General features: G+C 70.6%; 21 protein-coding genes and 1 pseudogene. 7 read left to right on the top strand and 15 right to left on the bottom strand.

Features of this window, described 5'->3' with window-relative positions; all coding sequences use genetic code 11:
• Positions 1 to 12 precede the first annotated feature (12 nt).
• The 4 genes from hpt to dacB all read right to left on the bottom strand — a co-directional run bounded on the left by hpt (position 13) and on the right by dacB (position 4,621).
• Positions 13 to 552, bottom strand: a complete 540-nt coding sequence (hpt, locus tag OG395_RS29900; RefSeq protein ID WP_072487175.1) for a hypoxanthine phosphoribosyltransferase — start codon at positions 550 to 552, stop codon at positions 13 to 15.
• Between the two features lie 99 nt (positions 553 to 651).
• Positions 652 to 1,734, bottom strand: a complete 1,083-nt coding sequence (tilS, locus tag OG395_RS29895; protein WP_327245693.1) for a tRNA lysidine(34) synthetase TilS — start codon at positions 1,732 to 1,734, stop codon at positions 652 to 654.
• Between the two features lie 198 nt (positions 1,735 to 1,932).
• A complete protein-coding gene (locus OG395_RS29890; protein WP_326792489.1) occupies positions 1,933 to 3,066 on the bottom strand; it encodes a zinc-dependent metalloprotease in 1,134 nt (377 codons plus the stop codon).
• A 49-nt stretch (positions 3,067 to 3,115) separates the two neighbouring features.
• Positions 3,116 to 4,621, bottom strand: a complete 1,506-nt coding sequence (gene dacB / locus OG395_RS29885) for a D-alanyl-D-alanine carboxypeptidase/D-alanyl-D-alanine endopeptidase (protein WP_327245692.1) — start codon at positions 4,619 to 4,621, stop codon at positions 3,116 to 3,118.
• Between the two features lie 86 nt (positions 4,622 to 4,707).
• Here dacB and OG395_RS29880 point away from each other — a divergent pair, with 86 nt between their 5' ends.
• On the top strand, positions 4,708 to 5,202 hold the full coding sequence (locus tag OG395_RS29880; protein WP_037691000.1) for an inorganic diphosphatase: 495 nt from the start codon (positions 4,708 to 4,710) through the stop codon (positions 5,200 to 5,202).
• Positions 5,203 to 5,406: 204 nt separating this feature from the next.
• Positions 5,407 to 7,128 (top strand): threonine/serine ThrE exporter family protein, encoded by a 1,722-nt coding sequence (locus tag OG395_RS29875; RefSeq protein ID WP_327245691.1) that lies wholly within the window; start codon positions 5,407 to 5,409, stop codon positions 7,126 to 7,128.
• 30 nt (positions 7,129 to 7,158) lie between these two features.
• Here the strand turns inward: OG395_RS29875 and OG395_RS29870 are convergent, their stop codons facing one another.
• On the bottom strand, positions 7,159 to 7,875 hold the full coding sequence (locus tag OG395_RS29870) for a DedA family protein (RefSeq protein WP_327245690.1): 717 nt from the start codon (positions 7,873 to 7,875) through the stop codon (positions 7,159 to 7,161).
• A 146-nt stretch (positions 7,876 to 8,021) separates the two neighbouring features.
• On the opposite strand from OG395_RS29870, the gene OG395_RS29865 reads away from it, so the two are divergent.
• Complete coding sequence (locus OG395_RS29865) at positions 8,022 to 8,387, top strand: YbjQ family protein (RefSeq protein WP_266984322.1); 366 nt, start codon at positions 8,022 to 8,024, stop codon at positions 8,385 to 8,387.
• Between the two features lie 54 nt (positions 8,388 to 8,441).
• Here OG395_RS29865 and OG395_RS29860 read toward each other — a convergent pair whose 3' ends face one another.
• Entirely contained in the window at positions 8,442 to 9,200 is a 759-nt protein-coding gene (locus OG395_RS29860) for a MerR family transcriptional regulator (protein WP_327245689.1), read from the bottom strand.
• Between the two features lie 157 nt (positions 9,201 to 9,357).
• On the opposite strand from OG395_RS29860, the gene OG395_RS29855 reads away from it, so the two are divergent.
• Together OG395_RS29855 and OG395_RS29850 are read left to right on the top strand one after the other, a co-directional pair.
• A complete protein-coding gene (locus tag OG395_RS29855) occupies positions 9,358 to 10,635 on the top strand; it encodes an ion channel protein (RefSeq protein ID WP_327245688.1) in 1,278 nt (425 codons plus the stop codon).
• A gap of 178 nt (positions 10,636 to 10,813) precedes the next feature.
• Positions 10,814 to 12,238 carry a glutamate decarboxylase gene (locus tag OG395_RS29850; RefSeq protein ID WP_327245687.1) on the top strand — a complete coding sequence of 475 codons (1,425 nt, stop codon included), beginning with the start codon at positions 10,814 to 10,816 and terminating at the stop codon, positions 12,236 to 12,238.
• A gap of 25 nt (positions 12,239 to 12,263) precedes the next feature.
• Here OG395_RS29850 and OG395_RS29845 read toward each other — a convergent pair whose 3' ends face one another.
• From OG395_RS29845 to OG395_RS29820, 6 genes are all read right to left on the bottom strand, one after another.
• The gene (locus OG395_RS29845) at positions 12,264 to 13,076 is read right to left on the bottom strand and encodes an ABC transporter permease (protein ID WP_327245686.1); all 813 of its coding nucleotides are present in this window, start codon (positions 13,074 to 13,076) and stop codon (positions 12,264 to 12,266) included.
• Entirely contained in the window at positions 13,073 to 14,011 is a 939-nt protein-coding gene (locus OG395_RS29840) for an ATP-binding cassette domain-containing protein (RefSeq protein ID WP_327245685.1), read from the bottom strand. The genes OG395_RS29845 and OG395_RS29840 overlap by 4 nt, the downstream gene beginning before the upstream one ends.
• A gap of 95 nt (positions 14,012 to 14,106) precedes the next feature.
• Complete coding sequence (locus OG395_RS29835) at positions 14,107 to 14,748, bottom strand: PadR family transcriptional regulator (RefSeq protein WP_327245684.1); 642 nt, start codon at positions 14,746 to 14,748, stop codon at positions 14,107 to 14,109.
• An 18-nt stretch (positions 14,749 to 14,766) separates the two neighbouring features.
• Complete coding sequence (locus OG395_RS29830; RefSeq protein ID WP_327245683.1) at positions 14,767 to 15,318, bottom strand: DinB family protein; 552 nt, start codon at positions 15,316 to 15,318, stop codon at positions 14,767 to 14,769.
• 103 nt (positions 15,319 to 15,421) lie between these two features.
• Positions 15,422 to 16,879: an aldehyde dehydrogenase family protein gene (locus OG395_RS29825; RefSeq protein WP_327245682.1), complete on the bottom strand. Its 1,458-nt coding sequence runs from the start codon at positions 16,877 to 16,879 to the stop codon at positions 15,422 to 15,424.
• 54 nt (positions 16,880 to 16,933) lie between these two features.
• A complete protein-coding gene (locus tag OG395_RS29820; RefSeq protein ID WP_327245681.1) occupies positions 16,934 to 17,815 on the bottom strand; it encodes a helix-turn-helix domain-containing protein in 882 nt (293 codons plus the stop codon).
• Between the two features lie 306 nt (positions 17,816 to 18,121).
• Between OG395_RS29820 and OG395_RS29815 the strand changes: the two genes are divergently transcribed.
• Positions 18,122 to 18,646 (top strand): ATP-binding protein, encoded by a 525-nt coding sequence (locus tag OG395_RS29815; protein WP_327245680.1) that lies wholly within the window; start codon positions 18,122 to 18,124, stop codon positions 18,644 to 18,646.
• A 60-nt stretch (positions 18,647 to 18,706) separates the two neighbouring features.
• Here the strand turns inward: OG395_RS29815 and OG395_RS29810 are convergent, their stop codons facing one another.
• Entirely contained in the window at positions 18,707 to 18,949 is a 243-nt protein-coding gene (locus OG395_RS29810) for a DUF397 domain-containing protein (RefSeq protein WP_037690973.1), read from the bottom strand.
• A 260-nt stretch (positions 18,950 to 19,209) separates the two neighbouring features.
• Between OG395_RS29810 and OG395_RS29805 the strand changes: the two genes are divergently transcribed.
• The gene (locus OG395_RS29805) at positions 19,210 to 19,683 is read left to right on the top strand and encodes a hypothetical protein (protein ID WP_327245679.1); all 474 of its coding nucleotides are present in this window, start codon (positions 19,210 to 19,212) and stop codon (positions 19,681 to 19,683) included.
• A 22-nt stretch (positions 19,684 to 19,705) separates the two neighbouring features.
• Here the strand turns inward: OG395_RS29805 and OG395_RS29800 are convergent.
• Both OG395_RS29800 and OG395_RS29795 read right to left on the bottom strand, forming a co-directional pair.
• Positions 19,706 to 21,547, bottom strand: a pseudogene (locus tag OG395_RS29800) (FUSC family protein).
• Between the two features lie 85 nt (positions 21,548 to 21,632).
• Positions 21,633 to 22,799: a DUF2786 domain-containing protein gene (locus OG395_RS29795; RefSeq protein WP_327245678.1), complete on the bottom strand. Its 1,167-nt coding sequence runs from the start codon at positions 22,797 to 22,799 to the stop codon at positions 21,633 to 21,635.
• Between the last annotated feature and the right edge of the window lie 99 nt (positions 22,800 to 22,898).

Below are 22,898 nucleotides of genomic sequence, written 5' to 3'. Positions count from 1 at the left end.
CTGCGGGGGCCTTCAGCCGCCGTAGACGTGCGGGGCGAGCGTGCCGACGAAGGGCAGGTTGCGGTACTTCTCCGCGTAGTCCAGCCCGTAGCCGACGACGAACTCGTTGGGGATGTCGAACCCGACCCACTTGCAGTCGAGCGCGACCTTCGCCGCATCCGGCTTGCGCAGCAGGGTGCAGATCTCCAGGCTGGCGGGTTCGCGCGAGCCCAGGTTCGACATCAGCCAGGACAGGGTCAGGCCCGAGTCGATGATGTCCTCGACGATCAGGACGTGCTTGCCCTTGATGTCGGTGTCCAGGTCCTTGAGGATCCGGACGACACCGGAGGACTGGGTGCCCGCGCCGTACGAGGAGACGGCCATCCAGTCCATCGTGACGGGGGTGGACAGCGCGCGCGCCAGGTCCGCCATCACCATCACGGCGCCCTTGAGGACGCCGACGATGAGCAGGTCCTTGCCCGCGTACTCCGCGTCGATCTTCGCGGCCAGCTCGACGAGCTTCGCGTCGATCTCTTCCTTGGTGAGGAGCACCGACTGAAGGTCGGTGCCCATGTCCTTCTCGTTCACCCGCGTCTCTTTCTTTGCCTGCCCGGTCCGGGGTGGTGCCCCGGCCGTGCGCGGCCGCTCGCCTGCATGTCAGCCGCTCGTGCTTCAGCTCTGCCGAATCACCAGTCTGCCACCCTGGCGCCGCGCTTCGACGCGGCCGGGCAGGTTGATGGCCTGCTGGCCGCGCCAGCCGGTGATCAGACGGTCGACTTCTTCGATGTGGCGGGCGAAGAGGGAACCGGCCGGAGCGCCTGCCTCTATGGCCGCCCGGCGCAGCACCCGACGGCGCACGGCGGGGGGCAGCGCGTACAGCTTGGCGCAGTCCAGCTGCCCGGCGTCGTCCCGTACGGCGGTGTCGGCCTCGGCGGCCCAGGTGTCCAGTGCGTCGGCGTCGTCGCGGGAGAGCTGCGCGGTACGGGCCAGGGCTTCGACCACGCCTTTGCCGAGGGCCTTCTCCAGGGCGGGCAGGCCCTCGTGGCGCAGCCGGGAGCGGGTGTAGGCGGGGTCGACGTTGTGCGGGTCGTCCCAGACGGGCAGGGACTGGACAAGGCACGCCTTGCGGGCGGTCTGCCGGTCGAGCTGCAGGAAGGGGCGTCGGTAGCGGCCGGCCGGGCCGGAGGCGGCGGCCATGCCGGAGAGCGAGCGGATACCGGAGCCGCGGGCGAGGCCGAGCAGGACGGTCTCCGCCTGGTCGTCACGGGTGTGGCCGAGCAGGACGGCGGCGGCGCCGTGACGCTCGGCCGCGGCGTCCAGGGCGGCGTAGCGGGCGTCGCGGGCGGCAGCCTCGGGTCCGCCGTCGCGGCCGACGTGCACGGAGACGGCCTCCACCGGGTCGAGGTCCATGGCGGCGAGGCGGGCGACGACCTCGGCGGCGCGGACGTCGGACCCGTCCTGGAGGTTGTGGTCGACGGTGATGCCGCCGGCCCGGACGGCGAGTTTGCGGGCCTCGAAGGCGAGGGCGGAGGCGAGCGCCATGGAGTCGGCGCCGCCGGAGCAGGCCACCAGCACCAGCGGGGCGTCGGGGCGTTCGGGGAGCGCGGGGCGCCGCCTGCCCGGGCCGGCTTCGGCGAGCTCGGGGCGCGGGGCGCGTTCGGTGCGTTCGGCGCGTTCGGCGAATTCGTTCAGTACGTCGTGGAGTACGCGGCGGACCGCCAGGCGTATCGCCGCGACCGCAGGATGGGGACCCATGTCCGGTGCCCTTCGTGAAGTTTTGGGGGTGCCTCGGAGCGTCGGGACGGAAAGAGTGCCGTCACCCAGAGTGCGTCGATGGTGACAGAGCCAAGCCGTTCATCGAGCATTGCACGCCTTCCCATGCCCCTACGGTCCCTCGGATGGGTGATTACCGGGGCGTACTTCTTCCGGCTTCCCCCATCGACCGCCCCATGATCACGACTCTGCCTTACGGTGCACCCTCGCGATCCAGTCCGCCGGTTTGGCGATCTCAGCCTTGGTTGGCAGCGTGTTCGGGGAGGTCCAGACCCGGTTGAAGCCGTCCATGCCGACCTCGTCGACGACGGCACGCACGAACCGCTCGCCGTCCCGGTACTGGCGCAGTTTGGCATCGAGGCCGAGGAGCTTGCGCAACGCCTGGTCGAGGCGGCTGGCGCCGCGCGCCCGGCGCTGCTGGAACTTCTCCCGGATCTCTCCGACGGAGGAGACGACCTCGGGGCCGACGCCGTCCATCACGTAGTCGGCGTGTCCTTCGAGCAGGGACATCACGGCGGTGAGCCGGCCGAGGATCTCGCGCTGGGCGGGGGTCTGGACGATCTCGACGAGGCTGCGGCCGCCGTCCTCGCCCTCCTCGCCCTCGGGCGTGCTGCCGGCGAGCGACTGGGCGGCCTCGCGGAGCCGTTCCAGCACGGTCATCGGGTCGACGTCGGTCTCGTCGAGGAACGACTGGATTTCGCCCTGCAGATGGTCGCGGAGCCAGGGGACTCCGGTGAACTGGGTGCGGTGTGTCTCCTCGTGGAGCGCGACCCAGAGCCGGAAGTCGTGCGGGTCGACGTCGAGTTCGCGCTCGACGTGGACGACGTTCGGGGCGACGAGCAGCAGTCTGCCGCCGCCGCTGAGGGGGGCCGGGAGCTCACGGCTCGCGGGGGCGAACGTCTCGTACTGTCCGAGGACCCGGGAGGCCAGGAACGACAGCAGCATGCCCAGCTCGACGCCGGTCACCTTGGAGCCGACCGCACCGAGCACGGCTCCGCCGGGGCTGCTGGAGCGCCGGTTCTCCATTTTTGCCAGGAGTGGACGGAGCAGTTCGCGGAAGCCCGCGACGTTCGCCCTGATCCAGCCGGCCCGGTCGACGACCAGGACCGGGGTGTCCTCGGGTTCGGCCCCCTCCGGGATCATCCGGGTGAAGGAACGGACGTGCTCCTCCGACGCCTTGGCATGCCTGCGGAGTTCCGCGACGACCTCGCGGGCCTCCTCGCGGCTGATGTCGGGTCCCGGCCGCACGAGCCGGGTCGCGGTCGCGACCGCGAGATTCCAGTCGACCATCTCGGCACCACCGATGCTCGTCATGCGTCAACCGTACGTGCTCGGGTCCGTCCGCGGTGTGCTGTTGACCCGCTCATCGGGTACGGACGGCGAGGCTCGTGGCGAGGGCGTCGAGGGCGGACTGGGCCTCGGCCGGTGACGTCGTGCCGGACGCCAGGAAGGCGAAGGCGAGCAGCCGGCCCCGTGCGTCCACGACCGTCCCGGCGAGGGTGTTCACTCCGGTGAGGGTGCCGGTCTTGGCGCGGATCAGTCCGGTGCCGCGCGAGGTCGAGGTGTACCGGTTGCTGAGCGTGCCGGTGAATCCGGCCACCGGGAGGCCGGTCAGGACGGGTCGCAGCTCGGGGCGGCCGGGTTCCGCGGCGCGGGCGAGGAGGCCCGCCAGCAGCCCGGCGGTGACCTTGTCCTTGCGATTCAGTCCGCTGCCGTCGGCGAAGTTCGCGCCGGCCAGCGGCAGGTGCAGCTTCTTCAGTCGGGCGGTGACGGCCCGTCGGCCGCCGTCGAAGTCGGCCGGTTCGCCGGTGGCCAGGGCGGTCTGCCGGGCCAGCGCCTCGGCGATGTCGTTGTCGCTGTTGGTCAGGGCCCGTTCGACCAGGGCGGACAGCGGGGCGGAGAGATGCTTGGCGACCGGCCGGGACGTGGCGGCAGCGCGGCCCGGCGTGGGCGCGGACCCGGTGCCGATGCCGGCGTCCTTCAGGAGTCCGGCGAAGGTGCGGGCGGCGTCACGCGCCGGGTCGCCGCTGCGCGGGGCGGGTCCGCGGTCCGTCCGGTCGAGCCGCCCCTCGTCCAGCATCAGGGCGCTGACCGGGGCGATGTTCTCGTTGGGGCCGATCGGGTGCCGGGCGGGACCGGAGTACCGGGAGGTGTCGTACCGGAGCCGGACGGTGTCGACGCCCCGGTCGCGCAGGGCTCGTACGGTGCCGCCGGCCAGTTCGCGCAGCGCCGCCTTGTCGAGGGTGGGGTCGCCGCCGCCCACGAGGGTGAGCGTGCGGGAGTCCGGGGATGCCTGGACGGTCGTGGCGATGCGGTGGTCGGGGCCGAGGGCGGAGAGTGCGGCGACGGCAGTGGCGATCTTGACGGTGGAGGCGGGCGTCATCGCGGTGTCGGCACCCTTCCCGTACAGCCGCTTGCCGGTGGCCGTGTCGATGACGACAGCGGTACGGACGGTGCCGAGCGCGGAGGAGTCCAGCAGTTTGTCGAGGGTGGTGCGGAGAGCGGCCGCTGCTCCGTCCGGAGTGTCCGGCTCGTCCGGGGCGGCCTTGTCGGCCCGGGTGCCGAGGGCCGCGAGGACTGCCGGGGCACTCGGGGCGGGGGCCGGTGCGGCGGGCGCGGCGGGTTCGTGATGTGCGCCACCTGTACGGTCCCTGGCGGCGGCCCACTGCTGCTCGGCCTTACGCTGACCCGAGTCCCAGGGACCGGCGGCGAGGACGGCGCCGGCTGCGAGCGCCAGGCCGAGGACGGCGGAGCCTGCCGTGAACTGCCAGTTGTTCCATCCGTTCACCTTGTTCAGGCAACCCGCCACGGCCGGCCTGCGCAACGCGTTCAACGGGTTGATCGACGGTCTTTTCACCGGCTCGGTCACCGTTGACCAGCCCCTTTCGCGAGCACACATCTCCGTGGGGGACACTTAATCACCAGTCGTATGTGTTGATCATGGAGGAGCCACCCGTGGAGTTCGACGTCACCATCGAGATCCCGAAGGGTTCGCGGAACAAGTACGAGGTGGACCACGAGACCGGTCGGATCCGCCTGGACCGTCGACTCTTCACCTCGACCAGCTACCCGGCGGACTACGGCTTCGTCGAGAACACCCTCGGCGAGGACGGCGACCCGCTGGACGCGCTGGTCATCCTGGACGAGCCGACCTTCCCCGGCTGCCTCATCAAGTGCCGCGCCATCGGCATGTTCCGCATGACGGACGAGGCCGGCGGCGACGACAAGCTGCTGTGCGTCCCGGCCTCCGACCCGCGGGTGGAGCACCTGCGCGACATCCACCACGTGTCGGAGTTCGACCGCCTGGAGATCCAGCACTTCTTCGAGGTCTACAAGGACCTGGAGCCCGGCAAGTCCGTCGAGGGTGCCGACTGGGTCGGCCGCGCCGAGGCCGAGGCCGAGATCGAGGCCTCCTACAAGCGCCTCGAGGCGCAGGGCGGCAAGCACTGACACAGCGGTGTCCGTGACCGCCGCGCAGGCGTGATCCCGGTTCCGCTCACGGTTCCCGCTGCGGTTCCGTAAAGAGTTCGGCGCAAGGAACGGGCGGCACATCCCTCAGCGGTGTGCCGCCCGTTTCGCATGTGCGCCCATGTCCGTGCCCATACTGGGCAGGAGCGCAACCCAAGACGCGCAGCCAAGAAGGAGCGAGGTCCAGTGGTGGCGGAACCGGGCGGTCCCGAGGATCAGAAGCCCCAGTCCGACGAGGCGCGCAGCGCCTTTGTCCCGCCGGCCGGTGTGGGGCGCCCCGCTGCGCCGTCCGAGGACGACCACCCCACCTCGGAGTTCGCCCTCCCGGCCGGTCTGACGACCGAACCGCAGGGGTCCGGATCCGGCCCGGGATCGGGTTCCGCTTCCGGACCGGGTTCCGGCTCGGGCTCGGGCTCGGACACGATCGGTTCGGCCTTCGCCCCGCCGCGCACGTACAGCGCCAGCCAGTCGCCGCCCGCCTTCACTCCCGCGCACGGCATCCCGATGATCCGGCTGACCAAGGAAGCTCCTTGGCAGGACCGGATGCGCACGATGCTGCGGATGCCGGTCGCCGAGCGGCCGGCGCCCGAGCCGGTGCAGAAGCCCGACGAGGCGGGACCAGCGGTGCCGCGCGTGCTCGACCTGACGCTGCGTATCGGGGAGTTGCTGCTCGCGGGTGGGGAGGGCGCGGAGGACGTCGAGGCAGCGATGTTCGCGGTGACCCGCTCGTACGGTCTCGACCGGTGCGAGCCGACGGTCACCTTCACCCTGCTGTCGATTTCGCACCAGCCGTCACTGGTCGACGACCCGGTGACGGCGAGCCGTACCGTACGCCGCCGCGGCACCGACTACACGCGGCTGGCCGCCGTCTTCCGGCTCATCGACGACATCACCCACGAGGACGTCGAGGTCTCCCTGGAGGAGGCGTACCGACGGCTCGCCGAGATCCGGCGCAACCGGCATCCGTACCCCGGCTGGGTGCTGACGCTGGCCGGTGGCGGGCTGGCGGGTGCGGCATCGGTGCTGGTCGGCGGCAACGCAATGGTCTTCGTGGTGGCGGCGGTCGGCGCGATGCTCGGCGACCGGCTCGCCTGGCTCTGCGCCGGGCGCGGGCTGCCGGAGTTCTACCAGTTCGTGGTGGCGGCGATGCCCCCGGCCGCGATGGGGGTCGCGCTGACCTTGAGCCACTCGACGGACATCCGGCCGTCCGCCGTCATCACCGGTGGGCTGTTCGCGCTGCTGCCGGGGCGGGCCCTGGTGGCGGGCGTCCAGGACGGGTTGACCGGCTACTACATCACCGCCGCCGCCCGTCTGCTCGAAGTCATGTACTTGTTCATCGGCATCGTCGTCGGTGTGCTGCTGGTCCTGTATCTGGGACTTCAGCTGGGGGCCCAGCTGAACCCCGAAGCCAGGTTCGTCGCCCACGACCGTCCCGTGGTGCAGATCCTGGCGTCGATGGCGCTCTGTTTCGCCTTCGCGATCCTGCTCCAGCAGGATCGGTCCACCGTGCTGGCAGTGACCCTCAACGGCGCCGTGGCCTGGGTGATCTACGGCGCCATGGCCAGGACCGGCAACATCTCGCCGGTGGCGGCGACAGCGACGGCGGCCGGTCTGGTGGGCCTGTTCGGGCAGCTGCTCTCGCGCTACCGGTACACGTCGTCGCTGCCGTTCATCACGGCGGCGATCGGCCCGCTGCTGCCCGGCTCGGCCACGTACTTCGGTCTGCTGGGCATGGCACAGGGCAATGTGAACGCCGGGCTCGCCTCGCTGTCGTCCGCGGCGGCGACGGCACTGGCCATCGCGATCGGGGTGAATCTGGGAAGCGAGATCTCCCGGCTGTTCATGCGGGTACCCGGGGCGGTCGGCGGGGCGAACCGCCGCGCGGCCAAACGGACGCGCGGCTTCTGACCCGGATACGGGCCCCGTATCGAGCAGCGGTCAGCGCCTGGCGTGGCGGCCGCGCTGACCCGTGGACGGGGCGCCACCGCCGGCGATCGGACCCCGGTCCTCGCCGCCCCCGGCGGCCGCTTCCTTCTTCGACCTGCTGCGGGCGCGCAGGAACTCGATCGCGATCGGCACCACCGAGATCAGCACGATCAGGATGAGCATCGCCTCGATGTTGTTGCGGACGAACTCGATCTGCCCGAGCCCGGCGCCGAGCAGTGTGACCCCGACGCCCCAGAGCACACCGCCGATGATGTTGAACGTGATGAACGAGCGGTAGTTCATCCGGCTCACACCGGCGATGATCGGCGTGAACGTACGCACGACGGGCACGAAACGGGCCAGGATCAGCGACTTCGGCCCGTACTTCTCGAAGAACTCGTGGGCCTTCTCGACGTTCTCCTGCTTGAAGAGGCGGGAGTCGGGGCGCTTGAAGAGCGAAGGTCCGACCTTGCGGCCGAAGAGATAGCCCACCTGGTCGCCGATGATCGCCGCCAGCGCCACGAGGACGCAGACCAGCCACAGCGGGGTGTGCAGCTTGTCCGTCGTCACCAGCAGACCCGTGGTGAACAGCAGGGAGTCGCCGGGCAGGAAGAAGCCGATCAACAGCCCGGACTCGGCGAAGACGATGACCAGCACACCGAGCAGTCCGAACTGCCCGATGAGATGGTCCGGGTCCAGCCAGCTCGGTCCGAGCGCAAGCGTATTCAAGGGTCCGGGCTCCAGGATCGGTCGATGGCAGCTGCGTGGCCGCCCAAAGCTATCAACGCCGGAAGACAGCTCCGGGTTCCAGTGGGCCGCGCGGGGATGCACACAGGGTGAACCGGGACAAAGCTGTCCCCAGGAGGTGCCACACGATGGGCATTGAGGATTACGGCGGTGGGCAGACGGCACAGTCCGATGTCCTGGTCGTCACCACGAACGACGTCCCCGGGTACCGGGTGACCCGGGTGATCGGTGAGGTGTTCGGTCTGACCGTGCGCTCGCGTCACCTCGGCAGCCAGATCGGCGCCGGGCTGAAGTCGATGATCGGCGGCGAGCTGAAGGGGCTGACCAAGACCCTCGTCCAGACCCGCAATCAGGCCATGGAGCGGCTTGTCGAGCAGGCGAAGGCGCGCGGCGCCAACGCGGTGCTGATGATGCGGTTCGATGTGACGGAGGCGGCCGACGTGGGCACGGAGGTCTGCGCGTACGGCACGGCGGCCGTTGTCGAGAAGGCCTGACGTCCCGACGGGCACCGACGGGGGCCGAGGCGCTCTCGACCCCCGTACCCGGCGTTACGCCCGGTGCTCCGCGTTGGCGTTGATCGCATCCCGCAGGTGTTCGGCCAGGCCAGGCCCGATCGACTCGTAGTAGGCGCGGAACTGCGGATCGCTGACGTACATCTCGCCGAGCCCACGGTGGATCTCGTAGGTGCACTCGTAGAACCACGTGGAGATGTGGAGCCGGTGCGCCTCGGCGAGCTCCGTCGCCCGCTCCCCGGTGGCGGGTTCGCCCGCCGCCATCACCGCGGTGTACGCCTCGCTCCACTCGGCGACCTCGGCCTGCATCCGCTTCCAGTCGTCCTTGGTGTAGCCGGCCGCCCGGCGCTGCGACTCCGCGTACGCGGCGGTGGAGCCCCAACGGCGCTCCGCCTCCTCCGCGTGCTCCTCCGGGTCCTTGGCCCCGAAGACCTCGAACTTCTCCTCGGGCGTGAGATTGATACCCATCTTCCGTGCCTCCATGGCTGTTTCGACGGCGGCGGCCATCTTCTGGAGTTCGGCGATCCGGCCGGACAGCAACGCGTGCTGGCGGCGCAGGTGGTCCTGCGGATCCGCGTCCGGGTCGTCGAGCAGCACCGCGATCTCTTCGAGCGGGAAGCCGAGTTCCCGGTAGAACAGGATCTGCTGCAGCCGGTCGAGGTCGGCATCGCTGTAACGCCGGTGGCCCGCGTGGCTGCGCCCGCCGGGCGAGAGCAGTCCGATCCCGTCGTAGTGGTGCAGGGTGCGCACCGTGACTTTGGCGAACCCGGCGACCTGTCCCACGGAAAAGTCCACGGCCCTCCACTCCTTTCTGCTTTCGCTCCGTACGCCGGTGCTTCCGTACGGACCCGAGCCTGAGCCCTGACGTGACGTGAGGTGCAAGCCCGAAATGGCCCTCACACCCCGATGCAATAGGTAAGTTATGCGGCTTTTGCGTCGTTATGGTGACCCGATGGCCTCCGACTCCGTCGCTCTCGCCCAGCCCACCCCGGCGCGCCGGCTGCTGCTCCTCATCCTGCCCGCCCTGGTCGTCGGGACGGCCTCGGCCCTGATCCTGCTCGCCGTCAGCCTGCTCGCCGAGCAACTCCAGGACGTGCTCTGGAAGACGCTTCCCGACGCGCTCTCCATCGGCCGGTACTCCTCGCCGTGGATGATCGTGATGCTCACCGCGACCGGCCTCGCCGTCGGGCTGGTCGTCCGCACGGTGCACGGCCACGCGGGCCCCGATCCGACCACCACCGGGCTGGTCGATCCGCCTCTGCCTCCGGACGTCGTACCCGGACTGCTGGTCGTGACGGTGCTGGCGCTGGCGGGCGGGGTCAGCCTGGGGCCCGAGAACCCGATCACCGCCGCCAACATCGCGCTCGCCTTCTGGCTGGGCCGCCGGGCCGCCCCGGACAGTACGACCGACCTCTGGATCGCGCTCGCCTCGGCCGGGACGATCGGCGCCCTCTTCGGCACCCCGGTCGCCGCGGCCCTGATCCTCACCGAGTCGCTCACCGCGGTCGGCGGCGAACCGGGCGCGCTCTGGGACCGGCTCTTCGCCCCGCTCGCGGCGGGCGTCGCGGGGGCGCTCACCATGACACTGCTGGCCCATCCCAGCTTCGACCTGTCGCTGCCGCCGTACCCGGGAGCGCACTGGGTCGACCTGCTCTCGTCGACCGTGATCGCCTCGGCGGGGGCGATGCTCGGTCTGGCGGCGGTGTACGCGGTGCCGTACGCGCACCGGGCGTTCCGCGCACTGCGGCATCCGGTCCTGATGCTGACCGCCGGCGGTCTGCTGCTCGGGCTGCTCGGCGCACTCGGCGGCCATCTCACCCTCTTCAAGGGCCTGGACGAGGTGAAGGAGCTCAGCGCCGATCCGAGCGGCTGGTCGGCCGGGCAGTTCGCCACCATGGCCATGGTGAAGACGGCCGCCCTGGTGATCGCCGCGACCTGCGGCTTCCGGGGCGGACGGATCTTCCCGGCCGTCTTCGTGGGCGTCGCGCTCGGCATGTGCGCCCATGCGCTGGTCGACGCGGTTCCGTTGGCCCTTGCGGTGCCGAGCGCGGTGCTGGGGGTCCTGCTGGCCGTCACCCGGCAGGGCTGGCTGAGCCTGTTCACGGCGGCGGTGCTGGTCAGTGACTCGGCCGTACTGCCGCTGCTCGCCTTCGCCTCACTGCCGGCCTGGCTGCTGGTGACCGGACGGCCGCAGATGCAGCTGCACGCGGACGGCACACCGCTGCGGTGAACCGGGGCCCCTCCCGGTCCCGTCCGACGCGCCGGTCACGGCAGTTGTCCGTATCGTCGCTTCATATGGTCATGCCTCGCTCGCCCCACGGACGACGGCCTCGCGGCCGGGAGCCGACCCCGGGCGCCGAGCGGACCACCCGCCAGAACCACCACCAGCTGAGAAGGGCTGTCCGCCGATGCCTCTCCATCAGGGTTCGAACCACGGCAAGGAACCGTCCGCGGAGCGCCGCAGGCTCGCCCTCAACCCCTTCTTCGGGGAGGCGGACCCGACCGTGGGCATGACGTCCGCGCCGCCCAGGCACCAGCTGCCCGACGGTCCGCTGCCACCCTCCACCGCGTACGGACTCGTCCACGACGAGCTGATGCTCGACGGCAACTCCCGGCTCAATCTCGCCACTTTCGTCACCACCTGGATGGAGCCCGAGGCCGGGGTGCTGATGGGTGAGTGCCGGGACAAGAACATGATCGACAAGGACGAGTACCCCCGCACCGCCGAGCTGGAGCGGCGCTGTGTGGCGATGCTCGCCGACCTGTGGAACGCCCCCGACCCGTCGACGGCCGTGGGCTGTTCGACCACCGGATCCAGCGAGGCCTGCATGCTCGCCGGCCTGGCGCTCAAACGACGCTGGGCGGCCAGGAACGCCGACCGCTACCCGGCGACCGCCCGGCCCAATCTGGTCATGGGCATCAATGTGCAGGTCTGCTGGGACAAGTTCTGCAACTTCTGGGAGGTCGAGGCCCGGCAGGTCCCGATGGAGGGTGGCCGCTTCCATCTCGACCCGCAGGCCGCCGCCGAGCTCTGCGACGAGAACACCATCGGTGTCGTCGGGATCCTGGGCTCCACCTTCGACGGTTCGTACGAGCCCATCGCTGATCTCTGCGCCGCCCTGGACGCGCTGCAGGAGCGCACCGGGCTCGACATCCCCGTCCATGTCGACGGTGCGTCCGGGGCGATGGTGGCGCCGTTCCTGGACGAGGACCTGGTGTGGGACTTCCGGCTTCCCCGGGTGTCGTCCATCAACACCTCCGGGCACAAGTACGGCCTGGTCTATCCGGGCGTCGGCTGGGCTCTGTGGCGCTCGCCCTCCGAACTCCCCGAGGAGCTCGTCTTCCGGGTCAACTACCTGGGCGGCGACATGCCGACCTTCGCACTGAACTTCTCCCGGCCCGGCGCCCAGGTGGTGGCTCAGTACTACACCTTCCTGCGGCTGGGGCGGGAGGGCTACCGGGCCGTTCAGCAGGCGTCCCGCGATGTGGCGAGCGCACTCGCCGCCCAGATCGAGAAGCTGGGCGACTTCCACCTCCTCACCCGGGGCGACGAGTTGCCCGTCTTCGCGCTGACGACCGCGCCCGATGTGCGGGCGTACGACGTCTTCGACGTGTCACGCCGACTGCGCGAGCACGGCTGGCTGGTGCCCGCGTACACCTTCCCCGCCAACCGACAGGACCTGTCGGTGCTCCGGGTGGTGTGCCGCAACGGTTTCTCCTCGGACCTCGCGGAACTGCTCATGGAGGACCTGCGCCTGCTGCTGCCCGACCTCCGCTCCCAGCGCCATCCGCTGAGCCACGACCGGGACGTGCCGACGGCGTTCCACCACTGAGAGCCTGTCGCAGGGCCCGGAGGTTCTACCCGCCGACCCGGGCGAACCTCCGCACCGCCAGCGGGAAGAACACCGCGATCAGCGCCACCGGCCAGGCCACCGCGAGAAGTTCGGCATGGGCGGCCGCCCATGAACCCCCGGAGCCGCCGGGGTTGCCGAACAGCCCGCGGACCGCCGTGGCCGTCGCCGACATCGGGTTCCACTCGACGACCGCGCCCAGCCGGCCCGGCATCGACTCCGGTGCCGCGAAGACGTTGGAGAGGAAGCCGACCGGCCAGACCAGGATCTGCACCGCCTGCACCATCTCGGGCCTCCCCGCCACCATCGCCAGCTGGATGCCGGTCCACAGCATCGCGAACCGCAGCAGCAGGAGCAGCCCGACCGCGCCCAGCGCCGCGGTGGGCCCGTTGTGCCAGCGCCAGCCGACCGCGTACCCGACGCCGGTCATCACCGCGAGCGCCGCCACCGACTGGAGCATGTCCGCGACGCTCCTGCCGACCAGCACCGAGCCGGAGAACATCGGCATGGCGCGGAACCGGTCGATGACGCCCTTGGTGAGGTCCTGGGTGACCGCGAGCATGGTCGCTTCCAGGCCGAACGCCATGGTCAGCGCGAGCATGCCGGGCACCAGGAACTCGGCGTGGTCACCGTCGACGCCTCGGCCGCCGCCGACCAGATACGTGAACATCAGCAGCAGCATCACGGGAAAGGCCAGACCGACGACGATCCGCACCGGCTGCCGCGCCCAGTGGGCGAGTTCGCGCCGGGTCATCGTCCACGAATCGGCCAGCACCCAGCCGGCCGCGCTCATGCCGGCCCGCGTACCGATGGCACTCATGCGGCAACCTCCGCGTCCGTGCCCGTGAGCGCCATGAAGACCTCGTCGAGCGTGGGCCGGCGCACCGCGATGTCGTCCGCCTCGATCCCCGCCTCCTGCAGCGCCCGCACCGCCCGGGCGAGTGTCGCCATCCGGTCCCCGGCGGGCGCCCCGATCAGCCGCCGGTCGGCGTCGAGAACTGCGCCGTCCGTCAGGAGCGCCGCAGCGGAGTCCAGTTGGGATGCGTCACGGACGACGACGTCGATACGGTCCCCGCCCACCCGCGCCTTCAATGTGTCGGCGGTGCCGTCCGCAACCACCCGGCCGCCGTCGATCAGCGAGATCCGGTCCGCCAGCTGGTCGGCCTCCTCCAGGTACTGCGTCGTCAACAGGACGGTCGTGCCCCCTCCGACCAGGGAGCGCACCGACGACCACACCTCGGCGCGGCCGCGCGGGTCGAGTCCGGTCGTCGGCTCGTCCAGGAAGAGCACCTCGGGGTCGGTGATGAGGGACGCGGCCAGATCGAGCCGCCGGCGCATACCACCGCTGTACTCCTTGACCGGCTTGCGGCCGGTGTCCGCGAGCCCGAAGCGGGCCAGCAGTCCGTCGGCCCGTACACCCGCCCGGCGTGCGCCCAGATGGTGCAGCCGGCCGAACATCTCCAGGTTCTGCCGCCCGCCCAGCTGCTCGTCGAGGGCGGCGTGCTGCCCGAGCAGTCCGATCCGCCGCCGGACCTCGCCGGCTTCGCTCCGTACGTCGAACCCCACCACCTCGGCCCGGCCCCTGTCGGGGCGGAGCAGCGTGGACAGGATGCGTACGGCCGTGGTCTTACCCGCACCGTTGGGCCCGAGCACGGCGTGCACCGTGCCTCGGCCGACCGTGAGATCGAGGCCGTCCAGGGCGCGCCTGCCCCTGTACCTCTTGTGCACATCGTCGAGAACGATCGCGTCCGCCACCCTCGCCACACCCTCTCGTCGCCACCGCAGGCCATCTAGTCAAACTTGACTAGATGGGGAAAGGTAACCGGCTCCAACCCATTCGTCAAACTTGATTAGTCGAGATCTCCGGGATCCGGAACACCGGTCGCATACGGGTTCTCCTCACCCTCGGCGAGTACCCCGACGAACGGATCGCCCTCCCCCGCGAAGGTGTACGCGCCGCCCTCGATCCGCTCGATCAGCCCCCGCGTCCACTCGGCTCCCGCGTCCGCCGAGTGGACCCACATGTTCATGATCTCGCCGATGTGCCCCAGCGACTCGGGCCCGTCCTCGGGCGTGTAGTACTCGGTGACCGAGGCCCGCCAGGCCGCCAGCCTCGCCACCCGCTCCTTGAGCAGCGCGACCGCTTCGGACCGTTCCAGGTCGACGATGAAGCCGATGCCCGCCGACAGCACGTCCATCTTCTGGTCGTACGAGGTCAGCGCCGCACGCAGCAGGGCGAGGTACTCCTCGGTGCCCTTCTCGGTGATCTCGTACTCGGTACGGGGCGGACCGCCCGCGGTGCTCGGGGCGACCTCATGGGCGATCAGCAGCCCTTGCTTCGCCATCTGCTTCAGGGCGTGGTAGACCGAGCCCGGCTTGGCGTTGGACCACTCGTGGGCGCCCCAGTACTCCAGGTCGTTGCGGACCTGATAGCCGTGCGCCCGGCCGTGCTGACGCACGGCACCGAGGACCAGCAGCCGGATCGCGGACATCCCACCCACCCTTCCTATTCAACTTTGACTAGGGTAGCCCGCCTCCTCGGCGACCAGTTCGAACGCGGTCCGGCCGTCCAGGGACTCCCGGATGATGTCCGCGTGTCCGGCGTGCCGGGCGATCTCCTCGACCAGATGGATCAGCAGCCAGCGCATCGAGCAGCGCTGGTCCTTCGGGAACCAGGGCGCCTCGGGCAGCGGGAACGTGTCGTTCATGCTCTCCACCGAGTGGATGAACTCCTCGGTCTCCGCCGCGACCTTCGCCGAGAACTCCAGCATCTGCGGGACCGTCTCGTCCCCGACCAGCCGGAAGCTGTCCCCCCAGGTCTCTTCGGTGCGGGCCTTCTCGTTGGGCCGCTGCTGGGCGAGGCGCAGCCAGTTCAGCTCGGTCTCCGCGACATGCTTGAGCAGCCCGGAGAGGGAGAGTTCGCCGGCGCTGGGCCGGCTCGCCGCCTGCTCCTCGGTGAGTCCGAGCAGTGAGCGCCGGATCGCGCCGCGCTGGGCCTCGACGAAGGAGAGGAGCGCGCCGCGCTCGTCGCCGTGGGTCTCTGCGGGAACGTGAGTGACCATGATGTCCGCCCTTCAGGGCCGTTCGAGCCTGCGCTCGGTGTCTTCCTGACACCGACCAAGCTACGGACCCTTGCGGACAGCTTCCGTCCTCAACAGGCGGGCATCAGAGCGAGAATTCGGTCCGGCCGTGCTGGATCGAGATCCACTTCTGGGTGGTGAACGCCTCCACGGTGGCGTCGCCGTTCAGGCGCCCGGTCCCGGAGGACTTCTCGCCGCCGAACGCCACCAGCGGGTCGTCCGCGATCGTGGAGTCGTTGACGTGGAACATTCCGGTGACGATTCGCTGCGCGAACCGGACCCCGCGCTCGGCGTTCCCGGTGTGCACGGCGCCGCTCAGCCCGTACGGGGTGTCATTGGCGATCCGTACGGCCTCCTCCTCGCCGTCGAACGTCATCAGCAGCGCCACCGGACCGAAGATCTCCTGGGCGAGCAGCGGCGAGTCGTCCGGGAGCCCCGCGAGGACGGTCGGCTCGACGAGATTGCCGCGGGTGCCGCCCCGAACGAGCGCCGTGGCACCTTCGGCGACCGCCTGGTCGACCAGCGCGGTCAGCGCGTCGGCCTGGAAGGTGTTGATGACCGGGCCGATCTGGGTTTCGGGGTCGCGCGGGTCGCCGGTCCTGAGCGCCGCCACCTTGGCGGTGAACTTCTCGATGAACTCGGGTGCGAGGGAGCGGTCCACCAGGATGCGGTTGGCGGCCATGCAGACCTGCCCCTGGTAGACGAAGCGGCTGAAGACGGCCGCGTCGACCGCGTAGTCGACGTCCGCGTCGTCCAGCACCACCAGGGCGCTGTTGCCGCTGAGTTCGAGGATGGTCCGCTTGAAGAGTCCGCCCGCGGTCGCACCGACATGGCGGCCGACCCGGTCCGAGCCGGCGAAGGAGATCACCTTGGGCACGGGGTGCGCTATCAGCGCGTCGCCGATCTCGGCGATGTCGGTGACCAGGACGTTGAGCAGTCCGGCGGGCAGCCCGGCGTACTCGAAGATCTTGGCGATCAGTCCGCCGCCGACGACGGGAGCGTTCTGGTTGGGCTTGATGACGACGGCGTTGCCGAGGGCCAGGGCCGGTGCGACCGACTTCATCGTCACCAGGAAGGGGAAGTTGAACGGGCTGATCACGCCTATGACGCCGACGGGCAGCCGGTAGACGCGGTTCTCCTTGCCGTCCACCGGGGACGGCAGGATCCGCCCTTCGAGGCGTACCGCCTGCTGGATCGCCTCGCGCAGGAAGTCCTTGGCGCAGCGGATCTCGAACTCCGCCTTGAGCCGGGTGCCGCCCAGTTCGTCGTTGATCGCCCCGATGATGTCCTCGGTGCGCTCCTCGGTGATACGCAGGGCGCGTTCGAGGACGAGGCGACGTTCGTACGGGTTGGTGGTGGCCCAGACCCGCTGGGCACGCTCGGCGGCACGGTAGGCCTCGTCGACCTCCTGCGCGGTGGCGACGGTGATGGCGGCGAGCTTTTCCCCGTTGTACGGATTGAAATCGATGATGTCCCACGAGCCCGTGCCGGTCCGCCACTCACCGTCGATGTACTGGTTGGCCAGCTCGTTGAAGAAGGACATGCGATCCCTTACTGCAGGTGCAGACTCCCGTTGATACGTCATCGTACTGATGAATCAGGAGAGTTGGAGAAGGCCGCGGAGCAGATCACGACTCTCCTCGGGGCCCGGACTGTCGTGGTGGAGCCGCGTCATCGCCTTTTCGTACTGGGCGACTTCCTCGGCCTTGTCCAGATAGAGCGCACTTGTCAGCTGTTCCAAATAGACAATGTCCGACAGGTCGGATTCCGGGAATCGCAGCATTGTGAAGGAGCCGCTCTCTCCGGCATGCCCGCCAAAACTGAAGGGCATCACCTGAAGCGTGATGTTCGGCTGTTCCGACATCTCGATCAGATGCCTCAATTGCGCGCGCATCACCTCGCGTTCGCCGTACGGGCGGCGCAGTGCCGCTTCGTCCAGCACGGCATGGAAGCTCGGGGCGCGTTCGGAGACGAGGGCCTTCTGCCGCTCGAGCCGGAGCGCGACCCGGCGGTCGATCTCGGCGGCGGGGGCGCCGGACATGCCGCGGGAGACGACGGCGTGCGCATACGCCTCGGTCTGCAACAGGCCGTGGACGAACTGGACTTCGTAGATCCGGATGAGCGAGGCCGCCCCCTCCAGACCGATGTATGTCTGGAACCAGCCGGGCAGCACGTCTCCGTAACTGTGCCACCAGCCCGCCACGTTGGCCTCGCGCGCCAGGCCGAGGAGCGAGTCGCGCTCCACCTCGTCCGTGACCCCGTAGAGCGTGAGCAGGTCCTCGACGTCCCTGGCCTTGAAGCTCACCCGTCCCAACTCCATGCGGCTGATCTTCGATTCGGAAGCACGGATGGAGTAGCCGGCCGCCTCGCGGGTGATGCCGCGCGAGTCGCGCAGCCGCCTGAGCTGAGAGCCCAGCAGGATGCGCCGCACCACGGATCCACTCGACTCGCCTGCCGCCACTGGTCCAACCCTCCCCATCGCTTCCCGGACATCGGGGCACCCCCTGAACCCCAAGAGCCGGATTCTGCCATCAAAACGCTTCAGCCCGTACTCATTCGATTACAGAAATGAGAAGACTTACAGAAAGCCATGAAACTGCCGGCAGGAAGAAATGAGCAAGAACCGGCACGGGGCCGGACAGGTCCGGCGCGTGCACGTGCATCTGCCCTTGCATCTGCTCAGCGCATTCGGAACCATGGGCCCCGCGCACCTGCGTGCTCGTTCGTGTTGTGCCGCTGTACCACCGCAGTCCCGCTACAGCCGCGAATCCCGGGAGTGCCTCGCATGGGGACGAATGGATCGACGATGCTCGGGCCGTTACGGCAGGGGCTTCCCCCCATCGATCCCTCAGCCGCCTCCGGATCGGCCACCTGCACCCTGCCGTCCCGGTACGAAGCCGTCGGTGGGGCCCGCCAGTTCACCAAGGCGACGCTGGCCCGGTGGGAACTGAGCGACCGTTTCGACGACGTCGCCCTGGTCGTCTCCGAACTCGTCACCAACGCGCTGCGGCATGCGCTGCCCGAGGAAGTCCCGAGGGGCCCTCAGGAGGCTCCGGTGAAGCTGCACTTGATGCGCTGGTCCTCACGCCTGGTGTGCGCGGTGCGCGACCCCAGTCAGGCGAGTCCGGTGGCGTCCGAGGCGCCGGACTCGGCGGAGTCGGGCCGCGGCCTGTTCCTGGTCGAGTCGTTCAGTGACGGCTGGGGCTGGCACCCGTCCCCCGCACTGGGTCCGGAACATCCGCCCGCGGGCTCGCAGGCCCCGCGCGGCAAGGTTGTCTGGGCGCTGTTCCGGCTCTCCGACACCGTCTGACACACGAGGCCCGGCGCGGCGTTCCGCGCCCACGGCCTGCGTTTTCCGCCCTTACGGCGGTCAGCCGCCCGCTATCAGGTGATCGAACTCCCCGTCCTTCACGCCGAGCAGCAGCGCCTCTATCTCGGCCGGCGTATAGACCAGGGCGGGCCCGTCGGGGTGGCGTGAATTCCGCATCGCCACATCCCCGTCGGGCAACTTGGCGAACTCCACGCAGGATCCCTGGGAGTTGCTGTGCCTGCTCTTCTGCCAGACGACTCCGCGAAGCTCTGTGGCGGCCATGCCGTTGTACACGTGGTGCACAGGACGCTCCCCGAGTTGCAAGGTGCAAGTGTCAACTGGTTCGGATCATAGCTGTGTTCATATGCCGATGCATGAGCAGATGCACGTGCACGCGGGGTGTTCTCTTGATTACAGCTTTACCTTCGCCCGCCTGCCCGCTCTCCGGAGAGATAGACGATCGGAGCGTCTATTTGGCTCCCGGCAGCAGGAGTTGCCCCGCAAATCGATCCGCACGCCCTGGTAACTTTGGGCGGTCTTTCGTCAACAAGGGGGAATTCCAAGTGCACCCACTCGTACGAACCGGCGCCGTCGTCGTCGCGGGTCTGGCCGCCGCGGTCGCACTGACGGGCTGCGGGAGTGACAGCGGGAAGAGCGACTCGGACACCGGCGCTGCCGACGGGCCCACCTCGGCACCCGCCGACGGCGGCGACAGCGGTTCCGCGGGAGACGCCGCGGCGCTCGACGGGACGTGGGCCGGGGTGACCGACGGCAAGGCCGTCGCGCTGTCCGTCACCGCCGGCAAGGCCGCGCTCGTCGCCGACGCCCACGTCTGCTCGGGCGAGGTGAAGGACATGGGCAAGGTGATGCTGGCGCTGAAGTGCACCGACGGCGACACCGCCCGCACCATGGGAGCCATCGCGTCCAACGACGGCAGGACGATCGTCGTGGAGTGGGACGCCGGCGGCCAGGACACGCTGGCGAAGACGGAGCCGGGTGCGCTGCCGACGGGACTTCCGGGCCTGCCCACCCCGTGACGCGGGAGCGGTGCCGCGCCGTTCAGCTCCGTCCGGCACCGCTCGTCACGGGCCGGCCGCCCACGCCGGCGTCCAGCGCCCGGGAGAACTCCTCCAGGGACTCCAGCAGCAGATCGGCCCCGTTCCGTACGACCGGATCGGATGTTCGCCCGCGCCTCTCGTCCTCCTCGTCCCACCGCTCCAGCGCCTCACGGACCGCCTCCCAGCGCGGTGCGCGGCGCTCCCGCACGTCCTTCGCGCCCTGCCCGGTGGCCCGGCGCAGCGCGTCGGCGAGCTGCGCGGCGGCGGGGACGGGGGTGGCATCACCCTCCGGCAGGTGCGCCTCCATCAGCATCGCAGCCCGGCCCAGCTGGGCAAGGGCGTGCTGGGCGTCCTCGGCGGCCGTGCGGGAGAGGCCGCGGTGGCGCACGGGTTCGTGCTGGGCCCTCGCGACCGCCTCCTGCCAGGCCACACGGGCTTCGCGGAAGGCGAGCAGCGCGGCGCGGACGTCCTCGGGGCCGCACTCCGCCGGATGCGCGTACTGGTCGACGGCGCTGGCGGCGTACCGCCCCCCCGGCCCCCAGCCAGTCACCGAGCCGGTTGCGCAGCCGAGGGGTTTCCCAGGCCGGGTAGACGGCATACGAGATCATCGCGAGGAGCCCGCCCACCAGGGTGAGGACGACGCGTTCGGCCACGGTCTGCGACCAGTCGTCGCCCGCCATGCCGAGCAGGAAGACAACGTACGCGGAGACGCACGCCTGGCCGACCACGTACCCGGTGCGCATCAGCAGGTACATCAGCAGGGCACAGACGATGGCGAGCGCGGCGGCGGGACCGACACCGGGGTGGGTGGCCTGGACGATGGCGGTGGCGACGAAGACCCCGACGATCGTGCCGCCGAACCGGCCCGCGGCTCGGGCATACGTCTGGGAGAACTCGGGCCGCATCACCATGACGGCGGCCATCGGCGCCCAGTAGCCGTGACCGAACGGCAGGGCGGCGCCGATGAGATAGCCGCCGGCGACGACGACGGTGGCCCGGACGGCGTGCCGCAGGATCGGCGAACCGCGGCGCAGTTCGGCGCGCATCGCCCGCAGGACGACGGGCACCAGCCGCAGCAGGGTGGGCCGGCGGCGGTGCGGGGCGATCGTGTCGGCCGCGTCATCGGCCTCCGCCCGGTCCTCCTTCGTCCCGTCGCCCTCGGCGGTCTCGATGACATCGGCGAGCAGCGCGCTGAGGCGGCGCGCGGCACGGCGCGCGGCTCCGGTGAGGATCGCCCCGGTGTCGGGGGTCCTCAGGGCGGCGACGGCGGGGGCGGGGAGGCGCTCCGGGGTGCCGTGCCGGATGGCGCGGGCCGCGGCGTCCAGTACGGAAGCTGCGGCGGCGAGGAGTTCGCGGACCCGGCCGCGTTCCGGACCTTCGGCGGGGGCGCCCACCGCCGGGTCCGCGAGCGAGGCGAGCACCGGCCTGATCCGTTCGGCGAGGCCACGGGAGCCATGCAGTTCGGCGGGGCGGTGGCGGGCCTGACGCGGGGTGACGGCAGCCGCGCTGCGGGCGGTCATCAGCGGGACCGGGTCGAACTCGGCGACCGGGTCGTGGCGCAGCCTGCGGGCGTAGTCGGCCTCCGCCGCCAGTGCGTCGGCGCACCGGAGACCAGGGCCAGGACGGGCCGGGGGCGCCAGCTGCGCTGGAAGGTGGCGATGGCCGCCTGGAAGGCGCCGAACGCCGAACTGGCGGCGACCACCGGCCCGAAGAAGGCGAGGCCGACCCCGATGACCAGGGCGAGTCCGGCCGCACCACGGATCGCGATGAGCGGTTCGAGGCGCCGCCGCTCGATCGTCAGCCCCGCGCGGGCGGTCTCTCTCAGCGCCCGGAGCCAGCTCATGGACCGAGCCTAGCCGGAATGCCCCTTATGGGGATTTCCGGTCATCCGGCCGGCAGCGGGGCGCCGCCCGCTCGCGTACGCCCCACTACCGGGGACCGTCGATGCCCGGCCGCCGCTCGCCCATCCGGGCCCGGTCGGCGGCCGCCGTGCCGTGCGCCCAGCCCTCGCCGTCCGTCACTCCGCGCACCCGGGTGCTGGTCGTCCGAGGGAACATCCGGTCCGCGGCGTCCGTGACCGCCACGTCCCGCGCCGCCAGGACCGGCAGCAGATCGCCGTCGGCGGCAACTCCCTCCGAGACCGAGGCCGCGGTCACCCGGGCGGTGTCGGACGCCAGGCGCGCACCCAGCCGCTGCACGTACGCCATCAGGAAGGACTGACGGAACGTCTTGGTCCGCTTGCGCCCGCCGGCCCGCTGCCCCGCCTCGGCCTTCGCCATCGCCGCCGTGCCCTGGACCAGCAGGGAGGTGTACAGCAGCTCCACCGCCTCCAGGTCCGGCTCGAAGCCGACGACCGTCGAGAAGCCCAGCTCGCTGTTCCACACGGCACGGCAGCGATTCGCGGAGGCGACGGCGTCGAGAAGGATCGCCTTCGCCGTCTCGTACGGGGCATCGACCCCGATCCGGCAGGCGCCCGGCACCTCCTTGCTGTGCGTACGGGCGGCGAGGAGGGCCTCGTCGATGGAGTGCCGGGCCATCAGCTCCTGTGCCTTGGTGGTGAGGGCCTCCGCCTCCTCCGGGAACCCGGTCGCCTCCGCCTTCGCGAGCAGCGCGCGGATCCGGGTCAGCATGCGCGGTTCGTCGTGCGCGGGCGGCAGATCGAGCAGGCGGCCGGGGGCGCCGGGCGGCGGGCCGACCGGCTCGATCGAGGGGAGCCGGAGCAGCAGCCGGTAGAGACCGAGGAGGGCGGAGGCGTACGAGAACCGGTCGGGCCGGTTCCGCGGCGGCGGCGCGGGCAGCTCGGCCAGCTGGGACCGCCAGCGGGGCGGCAGCTGCTCGTACCGGCCGGTCTCCGAGGTGATCAGCCCGGCGGCGAGCCCGGCCCCGGTCTCGTCGAGTTCGCGGCGGACGATCCGTACGACATCGGCGGGCTGCCAGCCACGCTCCCAGGCCCGGCGGAGGAACTCCTCTCCGCGTCGGACCAGTTCCGCGTCGGCCGCCGGATCGGCGGCGAGGAGGGAGGCACCGGCGTCGAGACCGGCGTCGCCGTCCGAGTAGAGGGCTGCCGCGAATGCCTGGTCGATCACCGGTTCCATGAGGTCAGGGTAGGCAGGGCGGCGCGGCGGGGTAGGCCTGGCCCTACCGCGGATACAGGTTCTGGTGGTCGTGTCCGGAGGTTCCGCGCGCGGTTCGAT

The sequence above is a fragment of the Streptomyces sp. NBC_01320 genome (genome assembly GCF_035974375.1).
GTDB lineage: Bacteria > Actinomycetota > Actinomycetes > Streptomycetales > Streptomycetaceae > Streptomyces > Streptomyces yanii.
This window is presented reverse-complemented; position numbering and strand designations above follow the sequence as displayed.

Excerpts from the sequence above, each read along its gene's own strand:
- OG395_RS29835 (WP_327245684.1), bottom strand. The coding sequence starts at position 14,748 with ATGTCCGCGATCCGGCTGCTGGTCCTCGGTGCCGTGCGTCAGCACGGC.
- OG395_RS29820 (WP_327245681.1), bottom strand. The coding sequence starts at position 17,815 with ATGGGGAGGGTTGGACCAGTGGCGGCAGGCGAGTCGAGTGGATCCGTG.
- OG395_RS29865 (WP_266984322.1), top strand. The coding sequence starts at position 8,022 with ATGGGCATTGAGGATTACGGCGGTGGGCAGACGGCACAGTCCGATGTC.
- OG395_RS29845 (WP_327245686.1), bottom strand. The coding sequence starts at position 13,076 with ATGAGTGCCATCGGTACGCGGGCCGGCATGAGCGCGGCCGGCTGGGTG.
- OG395_RS29855 (WP_327245688.1), top strand. The coding sequence starts at position 9,358 with ATGGCCTCCGACTCCGTCGCTCTCGCCCAGCCCACCCCGGCGCGCCGG.
- OG395_RS29830 (WP_327245683.1), bottom strand. The coding sequence starts at position 15,318 with ATGGTCACTCACGTTCCCGCAGAGACCCACGGCGACGAGCGCGGCGCG.
- OG395_RS29825 (WP_327245682.1), bottom strand. The coding sequence starts at position 16,879 with ATGTCCTTCTTCAACGAGCTGGCCAACCAGTACATCGACGGTGAGTGG.
- OG395_RS29795 (WP_327245678.1), bottom strand. The coding sequence starts at position 22,799 with ATGGAACCGGTGATCGACCAGGCATTCGCGGCAGCCCTCTACTCGGAC.
- OG395_RS29815 (WP_327245680.1), top strand. The coding sequence starts at position 18,122 with ATGGGGACGAATGGATCGACGATGCTCGGGCCGTTACGGCAGGGGCTT.
- OG395_RS29850 (WP_327245687.1), top strand. The coding sequence starts at position 10,814 with ATGCCTCTCCATCAGGGTTCGAACCACGGCAAGGAACCGTCCGCGGAG.
- hpt (WP_072487175.1), bottom strand. The coding sequence starts at position 552 with ATGGGCACCGACCTTCAGTCGGTGCTCCTCACCAAGGAAGAGATCGAC.
- tilS (WP_327245693.1), bottom strand. The coding sequence starts at position 1,734 with ATGGGTCCCCATCCTGCGGTCGCGGCGATACGCCTGGCGGTCCGCCGC.
- OG395_RS29890 (WP_326792489.1), bottom strand. The coding sequence starts at position 3,066 with ATGACGAGCATCGGTGGTGCCGAGATGGTCGACTGGAATCTCGCGGTC.